The 13,789-nt window shown below is 61.1% G+C and carries 17 protein-coding genes; 6 read left to right on the top strand and 11 right to left on the bottom strand.

Features of this window, described 5'->3' with window-relative positions; genetic code table 11:
• Positions 1 to 48 precede the first annotated feature (48 nt).
• The 3 genes from HX817_RS11450 to HX817_RS11440 are packed head-to-tail and all read right to left on the bottom strand — an operon-like array spanning position 49 to position 1,156.
• A complete protein-coding gene (locus HX817_RS11450) occupies positions 49 to 669 on the bottom strand; it encodes an SOS response-associated peptidase (RefSeq protein ID WP_003216163.1) in 621 nt (206 codons plus the stop codon).
• Between the two features lie 36 nt (positions 670 to 705).
• Complete coding sequence (locus HX817_RS11445; protein WP_017477710.1) at positions 706 to 966, bottom strand: putative signal transducing protein; 261 nt, start codon at positions 964 to 966, stop codon at positions 706 to 708.
• A gap of 10 nt (positions 967 to 976) precedes the next feature.
• Positions 977 to 1,156, bottom strand: coding sequence for a CPXCG motif-containing cysteine-rich protein (locus HX817_RS11440; RefSeq protein WP_102369897.1), 180 nt, complete (start codon positions 1,154 to 1,156; stop codon positions 977 to 979).
• Positions 1,157 to 1,300: 144 nt separating this feature from the next.
• Between HX817_RS11440 and HX817_RS11435 the strand changes: the two genes are divergently transcribed.
• Positions 1,301 to 2,464 carry a 1-acyl-sn-glycerol-3-phosphate acyltransferase gene (locus HX817_RS11435; RefSeq protein WP_029615884.1) on the top strand — a complete coding sequence of 388 codons (1,164 nt, stop codon included), beginning with the start codon at positions 1,301 to 1,303 and terminating at the stop codon, positions 2,462 to 2,464.
• A gap of 135 nt (positions 2,465 to 2,599) precedes the next feature.
• On the opposite strand, the gene HX817_RS11430 is transcribed toward HX817_RS11435, so the two are convergent.
• The gene (locus HX817_RS11430; protein WP_003216159.1) at positions 2,600 to 2,857 is read right to left on the bottom strand and encodes a hypothetical protein; all 258 of its coding nucleotides are present in this window, start codon (positions 2,855 to 2,857) and stop codon (positions 2,600 to 2,602) included.
• 181 nt (positions 2,858 to 3,038) lie between these two features.
• Here HX817_RS11430 and HX817_RS11425 point away from each other — a divergent pair, with 181 nt between their 5' ends.
• Entirely contained in the window at positions 3,039 to 3,248 is a 210-nt protein-coding gene (locus tag HX817_RS11425; protein WP_008434269.1) for a hypothetical protein, read from the top strand.
• A 107-nt stretch (positions 3,249 to 3,355) separates the two neighbouring features.
• Here the strand turns inward: HX817_RS11425 and HX817_RS11420 are convergent, their stop codons facing one another.
• A complete protein-coding gene (locus HX817_RS11420) occupies positions 3,356 to 3,940 on the bottom strand; it encodes a YajG family lipoprotein (protein WP_003216157.1) in 585 nt (194 codons plus the stop codon).
• A gap of 184 nt (positions 3,941 to 4,124) precedes the next feature.
• On the opposite strand from HX817_RS11420, the gene HX817_RS11415 reads away from it, so the two are divergent.
• Together HX817_RS11415 and mqo are read left to right on the top strand one after the other, a co-directional pair.
• Positions 4,125 to 4,358 carry a hypothetical protein gene (locus HX817_RS11415; protein WP_003216156.1) on the top strand — a complete coding sequence of 78 codons (234 nt, stop codon included), beginning with the start codon at positions 4,125 to 4,127 and terminating at the stop codon, positions 4,356 to 4,358.
• A 727-nt stretch (positions 4,359 to 5,085) separates the two neighbouring features.
• The gene (mqo, locus tag HX817_RS11410; RefSeq protein ID WP_003216154.1) at positions 5,086 to 6,594 is read left to right on the top strand and encodes a malate dehydrogenase (quinone); all 1,509 of its coding nucleotides are present in this window, start codon (positions 5,086 to 5,088) and stop codon (positions 6,592 to 6,594) included.
• 93 nt (positions 6,595 to 6,687) lie between these two features.
• Here mqo and HX817_RS11405 read toward each other — a convergent pair whose 3' ends face one another.
• The 3 genes from HX817_RS11405 to HX817_RS11395 form a co-directional block, all read right to left on the bottom strand.
• Positions 6,688 to 6,975, bottom strand: coding sequence for a PA4642 family protein (locus HX817_RS11405; protein ID WP_003216153.1), 288 nt, complete (start codon positions 6,973 to 6,975; stop codon positions 6,688 to 6,690).
• 208 nt (positions 6,976 to 7,183) lie between these two features.
• On the bottom strand, positions 7,184 to 7,669 hold the full coding sequence (locus tag HX817_RS11400; protein ID WP_177040259.1) for a hypothetical protein: 486 nt from the start codon (positions 7,667 to 7,669) through the stop codon (positions 7,184 to 7,186).
• Positions 7,670 to 7,730: 61 nt separating this feature from the next.
• Positions 7,731 to 8,288: a hypoxanthine-guanine phosphoribosyltransferase gene (locus HX817_RS11395; protein WP_003216150.1), complete on the bottom strand. Its 558-nt coding sequence runs from the start codon at positions 8,286 to 8,288 to the stop codon at positions 7,731 to 7,733.
• Between the two features lie 165 nt (positions 8,289 to 8,453).
• On the opposite strand from HX817_RS11395, the gene upp reads away from it, so the two are divergent.
• Complete coding sequence (upp, locus tag HX817_RS11390; protein WP_003216149.1) at positions 8,454 to 9,092, top strand: uracil phosphoribosyltransferase; 639 nt, start codon at positions 8,454 to 8,456, stop codon at positions 9,090 to 9,092.
• 2 nt (positions 9,093 to 9,094) lie between these two features.
• On the top strand, positions 9,095 to 10,369 hold the full coding sequence (locus tag HX817_RS11385) for a uracil-xanthine permease family protein (protein ID WP_087692860.1): 1,275 nt from the start codon (positions 9,095 to 9,097) through the stop codon (positions 10,367 to 10,369).
• A 129-nt stretch (positions 10,370 to 10,498) separates the two neighbouring features.
• Here HX817_RS11385 and hisC read toward each other — a convergent pair whose 3' ends face one another.
• From hisC to hisG, 3 genes are all read right to left on the bottom strand, one after another.
• On the bottom strand, positions 10,499 to 11,551 hold the full coding sequence (gene hisC, locus HX817_RS11380) for a histidinol-phosphate transaminase (RefSeq protein ID WP_003216145.1): 1,053 nt from the start codon (positions 11,549 to 11,551) through the stop codon (positions 10,499 to 10,501).
• Positions 11,552 to 11,554: 3 nt separating this feature from the next.
• Positions 11,555 to 12,880, bottom strand: a complete 1,326-nt coding sequence (gene hisD / locus HX817_RS11375; protein ID WP_177040258.1) for a histidinol dehydrogenase — start codon at positions 12,878 to 12,880, stop codon at positions 11,555 to 11,557.
• 127 nt (positions 12,881 to 13,007) lie between these two features.
• Positions 13,008 to 13,643, bottom strand: a complete 636-nt coding sequence (hisG, locus tag HX817_RS11370; protein ID WP_003188599.1) for an ATP phosphoribosyltransferase — start codon at positions 13,641 to 13,643, stop codon at positions 13,008 to 13,010.
• Between the last annotated feature and the right edge of the window lie 146 nt (positions 13,644 to 13,789).

Below are 13,789 nucleotides of genomic sequence, written 5' to 3'. Positions count from 1 at the left end.
GTGGGAGCGGGCTTGCTCGCGAAGAGGCCGGCCGATTCAACACAACGCTCAACCCGGCGTCAGGCACTCCGGTCCATTCAGCTTCGGATCGTTGACCATATTGGCCAGCACCCGCTCGCGCAACGCGGTGGGTTCACTGGCCAACAAGGCCTGCAAGGTGTGCAGCGGGGTCTCGGGGTTCAGCCAGGCTGCCTGCCCCGCCGCATCCAGAATCAACGGTCGGCGTTGACTCTGCGCCGCCTGGGTCACCACCGCCGTACTCAACCAAACCTGCTCCTGCACCGGATACGCCTCCCAGATCGCGGCAAAGAACAGTGTGCTGCCCTCCCCCGGCGTCAGCCAGTACGGGCGCTTGCGCTGGGTGCCGCGCCATTCGTAGAAACCATTGGCCGGCAGCAGGCAGCGGCGCTGGCGAAACGCTTCGCGAAACATCGGCTGTTCGGCAAGGGTTTCCGCCCGGGCATGGGCCGGTGTACGAGAGAGATCGGTCAGCCAGGGCGGCGTCAGGCCCCAGCGCGCCCGCGCCAGGGTGTGCTGGCCGTCACTCAGGCGCTGGATCAGCACCGAGTCATTGGGAGAGATGTTCCACTGGGCCTGCTGGTCGGCCGGGAAGCCCGGCAAGGCAGCAAACGCGGGGTTCCAGCGAAACAGGGCATAACGTCCACACATGGGGCAACACGACTCTTGGAGAAACTGGCCGACAGCCTAACAGACCAGCACGTCGGGAAAGCTGTCGGGTTCATCACCGGGCAGTGGTTGCGCACCGTTGTAGGCGGTGATCAGCTCGCGGGCGTAGGCGGCCTGGTCGTTCTCCACCGCCAGCGCCAGCAGGCCATAGATCGGCAGTTCGCCGGTACCCCCGAGCAAATCGCGCCCCACCAGGTGCGCGGTGATGCCCTCGCTTTCGAGCATGCCTTGCAGCAGCTCGCCTTCCATCAGGTTTTCCGGCTCGTAGATTCGCTGCATGGGCGTACCTTTATTCGTTCTCGCTGCGCACGTTGAGCATCCATTCGTCGTCATGAACCTGCAGCTCGAAAACAATGGGCCGGCAGCACACCGGGCAGTCCTCAATATATTCCTGATCGCCCGCCGACAGGTCCAGTAGCGCCGTGACTACCTCTCCACAATAAGGACATTCGTACGACTCCTCTTCCATCGCGGTCTCCAAGGTGACTTGTGCGTATAATCGCCGGTCTATTTACAGGGCTATTTTTCGTCCCGGCCAATTGCCCGGACCACGCCCTGATATTTATTGTTCCAAACCTTTACTTACCCTAGCCGTTTCTAACAAGAGAGCATGATGGGCGAATTCGATACCATCCGACCTTACAACGACAGCGAAGTCCCGGCAGTGCTGGCCCGACTGTTCAGTGACAAGGCCTTTCTGGACATCCTGACCCACTTTCGCTTCCCGCGCTTTGCCGGCGCCTTCGGCTGGCTGCTCAAGCCGATGATCGCTCATAAACTGCGCCGTGAGTTCGCCGGCGTCACCACCGTGGCCACGCTGCAGGACAAAGTCGAGTTTTACGTCGACCACACCATCGAGCGGGCAACCGACGGCGTGACCTATACCGGCGTGGAGCAGTTCAAATCCGGCAGCGCCTACCTGTTCCTGGCCAACCACCGCGACATCGTGATGGACCCGGCCTTCGTCAACTACGCCGTCTATCACGCCGGCCTGCCGACGCCACGCATCGCCATCGGCGACAACCTGCTGCAAAAGCCGTTTGTCAGCGACCTGATGCGCCTGAACAAGAGTTTCATCGTGCACCGCTCGATCACCGGGCGCAAAGAGAAGATGGCGGCCTATCAGTTGCTGTCGGCCTACATCAACCATTCGATTCGCAACGACTGCCAGTCGATCTGGATCGCCCAGGCCGAAGGCCGCGCCAAGGATGGGGATGATCGCACCGAGTCGGCGATCCTCAAGATGTTCCACATGAGCCGCAAGGACGAGCCGTTCGCCGAAGTCATCCAGTCACTGAACCTGACGCCGGTGTCCATCAGCTACGAATACGACCCGTGCGACGCAGCCAAGGCCCGCGAGCTGTACATCCGCGCCACCACCGGCACCTACAGCAAGGCGCCGGGGGAAGATGACGTGAGCATTGCCCTGGGCATCACCGGCTACAAGGGCCGGGTACACGTCAACTTCGCGCCGCCGATCACCGAGGCGTTCGAAGACACCAAGCTGTTGGCGATCGAAATGGACCGGCAGATCCTGGGTGGGTATCGGTTGTTCCCGGTGCATTACCTGGCGTACGCCCAATGGAGCGATGCCGATCCGCAATTGCAGGTACCGACCGCAGCCGAGGTATTCCCGGCGGACGAGTTGGCCAAGGCGAAGGCAGAGTGGGAGCGGCGCTTGAATGCGTGCCCGGCCGAGCATCGGCCGTATCTGGTGTTGCAATACGCGACGCCGGTGAGGAATCAGTACCGGGTCAAGGCCGGGATTGCCCTGTAACCCGGTACCAGCAACAGCGCAAACCCAATGTGGGAGCGGGCTTGCTCGCGAAGGCGGTGGATCAGCCAATCATGTATTGACTGACACCGCGCATTCGCGAGCAAGCCCGCTCCCACAGTTGTTTTTAGGGTGTTCCTACAATCGGGTACTAAGAAAGGACACCAGCAACGCCAGCCCCAGACAGGCAAACCCCAACCGGTAGAACAGGCGATAGGTACGCTGCGTCAACACGTCCAGATACAGCATCGGCTGATCAATGGCACGCAGTTCGCTTTGCGCGGCAAGGCGGGCCATCGCGCGCTGTTCATGCAGGCGCGTGACAAACAGCAGCCATGCCGCCGGGCAGGCCAGTAACAGGGCAAGGGAATTGAGCAGTAGTGCGGTCAGCGACATCGCAAACCTCGATGTATCAGTGTCTTGGTATCAATCCAGATACAAACCTGAATGATATGCGCCGCCTGCGCGTCATTACTCCTTCCCCATTGACGGCTAATGTATCCAGTAATTTACAGCGTCACCTGAACGTCACCTTAACAAGCCACTCTGTTGCCCTTCGAAAGCCCGGGAGCTTGTCATGTTGCACGCGCAGAACCAGGATCGGCTGTATCTGATTGCCCCAAGTGATGAGCAAGAGGCCCTGGTGGGCGGCCTCGCGTTCAATGTGCAGGACCGCCACTGGCTGGTGTATTGCGCCCTCGGCGGGCATCAACATGCCGACCTGCCGGAGCTGGACTTGCTCACTGGCGTGAGTGTGCTGGACTTTTATGTCGAAACGGCTGCATGAAAACGGCAGGCGTAAAAAAACCGGGCTCAGTGATGAGCCCGGTTTTTTGATCGTTCCCACGCGCCGCAAAGGAATGCCGACTGGGGCGCTCCGCGCCCGCCTGACGGTTACTGCGAGCTGAGCAGCGAACCGATGCTCGGGTCCTTGAACAGGCGCGTCAGGGCATCGCTCAACACGTCGCTGACCAGCTTGGTGTTGGTTTCCTGGTTCGGCGCCATGCCGAAGCGCTGGTCCAGGGATGCGCCGTAACGGCCGCTGTAGCGACGGGTACCGGCAGTCACGTCGGACTTGAAGGTCGCGCCGATGGTGGCTTCAGTCACGTACAGGCCTTCCTTGGGCGACTGATACTTCAGCTCGGCCAGGGTGATGGTCAGTTGTGGCGCACCTGGCGAGTTGGAAGGGGTGAAGCCCAACAGGCGCACGGCCGCTTCGGCCTGGGCTTGCAGCTTGGGCAGCACGTCCGCACCGGTCACCGTAATGGCGCTGGTTTCCGGGTACAGGCCGCCACGGGTGCCGAGGGTCGGCGACGGACGACCGTCAACCACACGCACCGACACCGGCTGGCCATGGCCGACAGGCGCCAGCTGGGTGGTGATTTTCGGTTGCGGGCTGAGTTGTTGCGGGCTGTGGGCGCAGCCAACCAGGGTCAAACTGGTCACAGTGATCAAACCGAACAACAGGCGTTGCAACATACTCATTTCTCCAGGACTAGATGCAAACAGGGCGCCAGTATAACGGTGAGCGCTCGCCACTCACCAGAATTCCTGAACGGCGCCTGAACTGTCGGCGAAATTACAATTTTCACACAGAACCGTCACCTCAATGTCATGCCAGACTGCCAACCTTCGCAGCATGTAACGAACCGGGTACACAGCCATGCGCCTTCTCAAATCTTTGTTCTTTTCCCACGCCAGCCATCGCCACTTTGCCCTGCTCGACGCCCAAGGCTGCTGCCAGGCTTTCAAGCAGTGCAGCCTGCCGCCCGTCGGTGAAGGCTGGGTCGAAGTCGAAGAGACCCGCCTGAGCTGGATGCACCGCCCGCTGCCCGCCAGCGCGCGCGTCAGCCCCCGGGTTTCGCAGCCACAGGCACGGCACGCGTTGGCCTCCTGACCAGACTGCTAATAAAAGTCATTAAACACGTCCATTTGCGCGCATTTCTTCGCTACAATCTCCCCCCGATTATAAGGACGTCTCCTGATCGGGCCTCGCAGCATCGCTAATGCACTTGTATTAGCTCCCCCGCACCGCCCACAGAGAGCCGCCCACACAGATCGTGTGAAGCTGGCGAGCTTGCTGTTTTCTCTGCAAACCATCGTCTTTACCCGAATCTGCCAGAGCTGCCATGCGCTCGGCCACTTGAGTTGTTTGCCCGTTTTGCCGCTTGCCGGCAGTGATTTCGGGCCAGGTGCCAGGCTGGGGCAGCCCTTTTTTGAGGTTCACGTCTTCAAAAGAGCGTGAAAAAAACGGGTTTTCACAACTTCACAAGAGTGTGGCGAGCAAATGAATAGTTTTGCGTTTGTACAAGCACCATCAGCGTCTGGAACAGCCCCACCACACAGGACCGAGCACTCCTCAAGAACCGGAGCTTGAAGCCTGTCCGCTACGGATTTGGTTGCACGATCGGACGAGCTTGACCATAAGTCGAATTGCCACAGGCGCCCTTAAATGCGTTCATACGCAGATCAGGCCCGGTCGGCAGCGTCCGCTTGCGATAAATTGCGAAGAATCGGACATGGCGATCCTGGCCATGGGTAACCTGGGGCATCACGTGAACCGCCCCGTCACTCCTGGCAGCCATGCCGTCAATTTGGTGCTGCAGATTTTGGAGACGCGTTAAATGGCGCATAACGAAGCAGTCGACGTAGTACTGGTAGGTGCGGGCATCATGAGTGCCACCCTCGCCGTACTGCTCAAAGAGCTCGACCCCGGCCTCAAGCTGGAAGTCGTTGAGCTGATGGATTCGGGTGCCGCGGAAAGTTCCAACCCGTGGAACAACGCCGGTACCGGCCACGCCGGGCTGTGTGAGCTGAACTACACACCGCAGGCCGCCGACGGCTCCATCGACATCAAGAAAGCCGTGCACATCAACACCCAATTCGAGGTGTCGAAGCAGTTCTGGGCCTACCTGACCAAGAAAGGCACCTTTGGCTCGTCCAAATCCTTTATCAGCCCCGTGCCGCACCTGAGCTTCGTACAGGGCGAGAAAGGCGTGTCGTTCCTCAAGAAGCGCTTTGAAACCCTCAGCCAGCACCACGCGTTCTCGGACATGCACTACACCGAAGACCGCAGCGAGATGGCCGAGTGGATGCCGCTGATGATGCCCGGCCGCCCGCTGGACGAAAAAATCGCCGCCACCCGCGTGATGAACGGCACCGACGTCAACTTCGGCGCCCTGACCAACCAGTTGCTCTCGCACCTGACCAGCGCCCCGGATGCCCAGGTCAAGTACAGCAAGCGCGTCACCGGCCTCAAGCGCAACGGCGCCGGCTGGACCGTGAGCATCAAGGACGTCAACAGCGGCAATTCCCGTGATGTGGACGCCAAGTTCGTGTTCCTCGGCGCCGGTGGCGCGGCCCTGCCGCTGTTGCAAGCCTCGGGCATCGAGGAAAGCAAGGGCTTCGGCGGCTTCCCGGTCAGCGGCCAGTGGCTGCGTTGCGACAACCCGGAAGTGGTCAAGCACCACCAGGCCAAGGTCTACAGCCAGGCAGCCGTGGGTTCGCCACCGATGTCGGTGCCGCACCTCGACACCCGCGTGGTGGATGGCAAGAAGTCCCTGCTGTTCGGGCCATACGCCGGTTTCACCACCAAGTTCCTCAAGCACGGTTCGTTCCTTGACCTGCCCATGTCGATTCGTGCCGGCAACATCGGCCCGATGCTGGCCGTGGCCCGGGACAACATGGACCTGACCAAGTACCTGGTCAGCGAAGTGCGCCAGTCCATGGAGCAGCGCCTGGAATCCCTGCGTCGCTTCTACCCTGAGGCAAAAGCCGAAGACTGGCGCCTGGAAGTGGCCGGCCAACGGGTGCAGATCATCAAGAAAGACCCGAAGAAAGGCGGCGTGCTGCAATTCGGTACCGAACTGGTTGCGGCCAAGGACGGTTCGCTGGCCGCCCTGCTCGGCGCGTCTCCAGGTGCTTCGGTGACCGTGTCGATCATGCTGGAACTGATCGAACGCTGCTTCCCGACGAAAGCCGCCGGTGAGTGGGCGGCCAAGCTGCACGAGATCTTCCCGGCTCGGGAAAAGGTCCTGGAGACCGATGCCGAGCTGTATCGCAAGATCAACACGCAGAACAACATCAGCCTGGAACTGGTTGAGCAGAGCAGCGAGACCGAAAGCTACGCTTGAGCGTCGTGACGCAGAGTGTCAGTGGACGCATTCCCACGCAGAGCGTGGGAACGAAAAACGCCCCAATGGGGCGTTTTTTTTCGTCCGCAACAATCAGCCGCGGGCTTGTTCGATCAGCTCGATGTACTCGGCGGCGTTGCGCTGGTCCTTGATCACTTCAACGAAGGTCAGGCCATGCTCGTCCTTGCCATCGAGGTCCAGGCCGGCTTCCTTGAAGAAGACCAGGAAGCGTTCGAAGTCGTCGATACGCAGGCCGCGGTAGGCCTTGATCAGTTTGTGCAGGGACGGCGAAGTGGCGTCTACCGGCTCGAAATCCAGGAACAGCTTGATTTGCTCGTCGCCGATTTCATCACCAATCACCTGTTTCTTATCTTTACGCATTACCGACTCCAGCCTGCAGACATTTACACGGGAAAAGCAGTTTACCTGCGGCACAGCGGCTTCGAAAGCTACGCGAACCAATGTGGGAGCCGGCTTGCCTGCGATAGCGGTGCATCAGTAACAGATGGGCCAACGGACCCACCGCTATCGCAGGCAAGCCAGCTCCCACATTGACTGTATTTACACCGCCGAATGCGCGTCGGCTGGATTATTTGGCGCGCACCGCCCCGGTGTGCAAATCGGCCCAGATATGGCCGTTGGCGTAAGTGAGGAATTGCACATAGACCGTGTCATTGCGCAACAAGTCGACGATCACCCGATACTGGGTCACCGGATACGACAAGGTCAGGGATTTGCTTTTGTCGTCGAACACCGGCTTTTTCAGGCTTTTGCTTTCAGCATCGAAATTGAGAATCACCTGGGCGATGGTCGCGCCTTTGTTCAGGGACTTGCCCTTGAGGCGGATCATCAACGGCGAGGTCACCGGGATCGGCTGCTGGGTGGATTGGCGCTGGTTACCCACCACCACCGAATACTCGGTGACTTGCAGCAATTGCTGCTGGTCCGGGGTTTCGGCGCGCAGGGTCAGGTCGTCGGGCGGCAGGAATTGGCTGTGCAGCGGCGCCGGAGCAGCCGCCAGGGGCAAACTGAGGGTCAGCGCCAGGGCGGCGCAGGTGCGAATCAACAGGCTCATGAACAGCTCCAGACGCAGGGGCCAAGCACGATAGCATGACAACCCTGCGCCTGAATCCCGCTTACATCCCTTTGACGGCGTAGATCCCATTGGCGTTGCGCCAGTAGCCTTTGTAGTCCATGCCGTAACCGAAGATGTAACGGTCAATGCACGGCAGGCCCACGTAATCGGCTTTCAGGTCCGGACGGGCCTTGCGGTCGTGGTCCTTGTCGATCAGCACGGCAGTGTGCACCTTGCGCGCGCCGGCGTGTTTGCAGAAGTCGATGATCGCGCCCAGGGTGTGACCTTCGTCGAGGATGTCGTCAATGATCAGCACGTCGCGGTCGATGAACGAGACTTCCGGCTTGGCTTTCCAGAACAGGTCGCCGCCACTGGTTTCATTGCGATAGCGAGTGGCGTGCAGGTAGGACGCTTCCAGCGGGAATTGCAGGTGGGTGAGCAATTTACCGGCGAAAATCAGGCCACCGTTCATCACGCAAAAGACCACCGGGTTGGTGTCGGCCATTTCACGGGAGATGTGCGCGCCGACCTTGGCGATGGCCTCTTCGACTTGCGCTTCGGTGTACAGGCAGTCAGCCTCGCGCATGATTTGACGGATATGCTCGAGATCAGCGGACATGGCGCTCTCCAAGGGGGTGCTGTGGCAAGAAAAGCGGGCAAAGGTACGCATGTGAGGCGCAACGTTCAAGCCTTAATGGACTAACGTACTAGATGTCTATAGGACAACACCCTCGGATAGATTAATCTAGGCCGGTTTTTTTGCCCGCCGCCGGAGCCTTTCCCCATGCCCATCCGTGAGATCCGCCATCCGCTGATCCGACATAAACTCGGCCTTATGCGCCGCGCCGACATTAGCACGAAGAACTTCCGTGAGCTTGCTCAGGAAGTCGGAGCGCTGCTCACCTACGAGGCGACCAAAGACCTGCCCCTGGAAAACTACGAGATCGCCGGTTGGTGTGGTCCCGTCCAGGTCGAGAAAATCGCCGGCAAGAAGATTACCGTGGTGCCGATCCTGCGTGCCGGTATCGGCATGCTCGAAGGCGTGCTCAGCCTGATCCCGGGTGCCAAGGTCAGCGCCGTAGGCGTGGCCCGCAACGAAGAGACGCTGCAGGCCCACACCTACTTGGAAAAACTGGTACCGGAAATCGACGAGCGCCTGGCGATGATCATCGACCCGATGCTCGCCACCGGCAGCTCCATGGTTGCCACCATCGACCTGCTGAAAAAAGCCGGTTGCAAGGACATCCGCGCCATGGTGCTGGTGGCCGCTCCCGAAGGCATCGCCGCCGTCGAGAAAGCCCACCCGGACGTGTTGATCTACACCGCATCCATCGATGAACGCCTGAATGAACATGGCTACATCATCCCGGGCCTGGGCGATGCCGGCGACAAGATCTTCGGTACCAAGCAGAAGGACGCGTGACCATGCAGGATGAGTTCAACGACCCGCTTTGGCGCCAGATCCTGTCTGGCGCACAGATGCTCTTCGTAGCATTTGGCGCGCTGGTGTTGATGCCGCTGATCACCGGTCTCGATCCAAACGTCGCCCTGTTCACCGCAGGCTTGGGCACCTTGTTGTTCCAGGTCGTCACCGGGCGCCAGGTACCGGTGTTCCTGGCGTCGAGCTTTGCGTTTATCACCCCGATCATTCTCGCCAAGGGCCAGTTCGGCCTCGCGGCGACCATGGGCGGCGTGATGGCGGCCGGCTTCGTTTACACCTTCCTGGGCCTGGCCGTGAAGATCAAGGGCACCGGTTTCATCGACCGGCTGCTGCCGCCGGTGGTGATCGGGCCGGTGATCATTTCCATTGGCCTGGCCATGGCGCCGATTGCGGCCAATATGGCGATGGGCAAGGCCGGTGACGGCAGTGAGTTGATCCACTACCAGACCGCCATGCTGATCTCGATGCCGGCGCTGCTGACCACGCTGATCGTGGCGGTGTTCGGCAAAGGCATCTTCCGCCTGGTGCCGATCATCTCCGGCGTGCTGGTGGGTTTCGCCATGTCGTTCTACTTCGGCGTAGTCGACACCGCGAAGATCGCCGCCGCACCGTGGTTCGCCCTGCCCCACTTCACCGCGCCGGAATTCAACTGGCAGGCGATCCTGTTTATCGTCCCGGTGGCCCTGGCCCCGGCGATCGAACACATCGGTGGTGTGATTGCGGTGGGCAGCGTGACCGGTCGCGACTACCTGAAGAAGCCTGGCCTGCACCGCACCCTGCTGGGTGACGGGATCGCCACCACCGCTGCCGGCCTGTTCGGCGGCCCGCCCAACACGACCTACGCGGAAGTGACGGGCGCGGTGATGCTGACCAAGAACTACAACCCGAAGATCATGACCTGGGCGGCGGTGTTTGCCATCAGCCTGGCGTTTATCGGCAAGTTCGGCGCGCTGCTGCAAAGCATTCCAGTCCCGGTAATGGGCGGGATTCTGTGCCTGCTGTTCGGCTCGATTGCCGCAGTGGGGATGAACACCCTGATCCGCCACAAGATCGACCTTGGCGAAGCGCGCAACCTGGTGATTGTGTCGGTGACCCTGGTGTTCGGGATTGGCGGTGTGCTGGTAGGCACCGGCACTGGCCCGGATGACTTTGGCCTGAAGGGTATCGCCCTGTGTGCGGTGGTAGCGATTGCGTTGAATCTGCTGCTGCCGGGCAATGATGGCTGGAAGAACAGGAAGCCGGATGAGCCGCTGATCTAACTGCCAACGCAAAACCAATGTGGGAGCGGGCTTGCTCGCGAATGCAGTGTGTCATTCAGCACATCAGTGACTGAACCACCGCATTCGCAAGCAAGCCCGCTCCCACATTTTTTTGAGTTTCAGTGTGGCTTACAGCTCGCCCAACGCATCGATCAGCGCCTGGTTCTGCTCCGGCGTGCCAATACTGATCCGCAGGAACTGGGCAATCCGCTCCTGCTTGAAGTGCCGCACAATCACCCCCTGCTCCCGCACCTTGGCCGCCAGCCCGGCAGCGTCGTGCCCTGGATGCCGGGCAAAGATGAAGTTGGCCGCCGACGGCAGTACTTCAAACCCCTTGGCCTGCAGTTGCGCCACCAGCTTTTCACGGCTATCGATCACCAACTTGCAGGTGTTCCGGAAGTATTCGCGGTCTTCAAAAGCGGCGGCCGCGCCGACAATCGCCAGACGGTCCAGCGGGTAGGAGTTGAAGCTGTTCTTGACCCGCTCCAGCGCCTCGATCAGGTCCGGGTGGCCCACGGCCAGGCCCACCCGCAAACCGGCCAGGGAGCGCGACTTGGAGAGGGTCTGGGTCACCAGCAGGTTCGGGTAACGGTCCACCAGGCTGATGGCGGTCTCGCCGCCGAAGTCGATATAGGCTTCATCGACCACCACCACCGAGTCCGGGCTGGCCTTGAGGATTTGCTCCACGGCGTCCAGCGCCATCACGCAACCGGTCGGCGCGTTCGGGTTCGGGAAGATGATCCCGCCGTTGGGCCTGGCGTAGTCCGACACGCGGATCTGGAACTGTTCATCCAGCGGCACTGCGTCGAAGGCAATGCGGTACAGGCCGCAGTACACCGGGTAGAAGCTGTAGCTGATGTCCGGGAACAGCAGCGGCAGGTCGTGCTGGAACAAACCGTGGAAGATGTGCGCCAGGACTTCATCGGAGCCGTTGCCGAGGAACACCTTGCCCGCGTCGATCCCGTAGTACTTGGCCACCGCCTGCTTGAGCAGGTCGCTGTTGGGGTCCGGGTACAAACGCAGATTGTCGTTCAGCTCGGCCTGCATGGCAGCCAGCGCCTTGGGCGATGGGCCGTAGGGGTTTTCATTGGTGTTGAGTTTTACCAGCTTGGTCAGCTTCGGTTGCTCACCGGGCACGTAAGGCACGAGATCCTTGACGAGCGGGCTCCAGAATTTGCTCATGTTTCAGTTTCCCTGCTTATCGTCAACGATGCGGTATTCGGCGCTGCGGGCGTGGGCGGTCAGCGACTCGCCACGGGCCAGCACGGAAGCGGTCTTGCCCAACTCCGACGCGCCCTGTGGCGAGCAGAAGATGATCGACGAGCGCTTCTGGAAGTCATATACGCCCAGCGGCGAGGAGAACCGCGCAGTGCCCGACGTGGGCAGCACGTGGTTGGGACCTGCGCAGTAGTCGCCCAGGGCTTCGCTGGTGTGGCGGCCCATGAAGATCGCGCCGGCGTGGCGAATCAGCGGCAGCCAGGCTTGTGGGTCGGCGACGGACAACTCCAGGTGTTCCGGGGCGATGCGGTTGGCCACTTCGATGGCTTGCTCCATGTCGCGGACCAGGATCAGGGCGCCACGGCCATTGATCGACTTCTCGATGATCTCGGCGCGCTCCATGGTCGGCAGCAGCTTGGCGATGCTGGCGGCGACCTTGTCCAGGAATTCGGCGTCCGGGCTGACCAGGATCGCCTGGGCGTCTTCGTCGTGCTCGGCCTGGGAGAACAGGTCCATGGCGATCCAGTCCGGGTCGGTCTGGCCGTCACACACCACGAGGATTTCCGAAGGGCCGGCGATCATGTCGATGCCGACCTGGCCAAATACATGGCGCTTGGCCGTGGCCACGTAGATGTTGCCCGGGCCAACCACCTTGTCGACCTTCGGCACGCTTTCGGTACCGTAGGCCAGGGCCGCTACCGCTTGGGCGCCACCGATGGTGAACACGCGATCAACGCCCGCGATGCAGGCCGCTGCCAGCACCAGTTCGTTGATTTCGCCGCGCGGGGTAGGCACCACCATGACCACTTCGGTCACGCCGGCCACCTTGGCCGGAATCGCGTTCATCAGTACCGAGGACGGGTACGACGCTTTGCCGCCCGGCACGTACAGGCCGGCACGGTCCAGCGGCGTGACCTTCTGGCCCAGTACGGTGCCGTCGGCCTCGGTGTAGCTCCAGGAATCCTGTTTCTGTTTCTCGTGGTAGCTGCGCACCCGCGCGGCCGCCACTTCCAGGGCTTCGCGCTGGGGCGCGGTGATGCGGGTCAAGGCCAGTTCCAGGCGTTCGCGGGGCAGGATCAGGTCGGCCATGGAGGCGACATCCAGGCCATCGAACTGCCGGGTAAAATCAACCAGCGCCGCGTCACCGCGCTCGCGCACGGCCTTGATGATGTCGAGCACCCGCTGGTTGACCGAATCGTCGGACACGCTTTCCCAGCTCAGCAGATGATCCAGATGATGGGCGAAATCCGGGTCGGCAGCGTTGAGTCGGGCAATTGCAGTGGACGTGGTCATAGCGAGGGCCTCATAGGAATGGCAAAAATGCTCAGGCGCCGAAAGTTAGCAGTCGATCCGCTTGGGCACCTGAGAATTCTGGCTATGAGGCGGATAGACGGGCGCGGCTTGGGGCCGCGCGGGTGAGTCAACCGCGGTGTCGAGACTCCACTGCCTTGCGCAGGGTGTCGATCAACGCCTGGATACGGGCGTGCTGCATTTTCATCGAAGCTTTGTTGACGATCAGCCGGGAGCTGATGTCGGCGATAAAGTCCTGGGGCTCCAGGCCGTTGGCGCGCAGGGTGTTACCGGTGTCGACCACGTCGATGATCTTGTCGGCCAGGCCGATCAGCGGTGCCAGCTCCATGGAGCCGTAGAGCTTGATGATATCGACCTGGCGGCCTTGCTCGGCGTAGTAACGCTTGGCAACGTTGACGAACTTGGTCGCCACCCGCAGGCGGCCTTTAGGCTCGACGTCACCGACACGGCCGGCGGTCATCAGCTTGCACAGGGCGATACGCAGGTCCAGCGGCTCGTACAGGCCCTGGCCGCCATATTCCATCAACACGTCTTTGCCAGCGACGCCGAGGTCGGCCGCGCCATGTTCAACGTAAGTTGGCACATCGGTGGCACGCACGATCAGCAGGCGAACGTCGTCCTGGGTCGTGGGGATGATCAGCTTGCGGCTCTTGTCCGGATTCTCGGTCGGCACGATGCCCGCTTCAGCCAGAAGCGGCAAAGTGTCGTCAAGGATGCGGCCCTTGGACAGTGCGATGGTCAACATGGGAAACGTCAGTCCTTCATCAGGCTATTGCTGTCCGGTCGCAATCGGCGCCAGACACAGATCGAGGCCATTACAGCCTCGACTTGAAACAAATCAGCTAACAGCATACATCGTCGTGTGGCGAGGGAGCTTGCTCCCGCTGGGGC

The organism is Pseudomonas sp. C6002 (genome assembly GCF_013385805.1).
GTDB lineage: Bacteria > Pseudomonadota > Gammaproteobacteria > Pseudomonadales > Pseudomonadaceae > Aquipseudomonas.
Note: the sequence above shows the minus strand (reverse complement) of the source record. Positions and strands in the feature narration are given on the sequence as shown.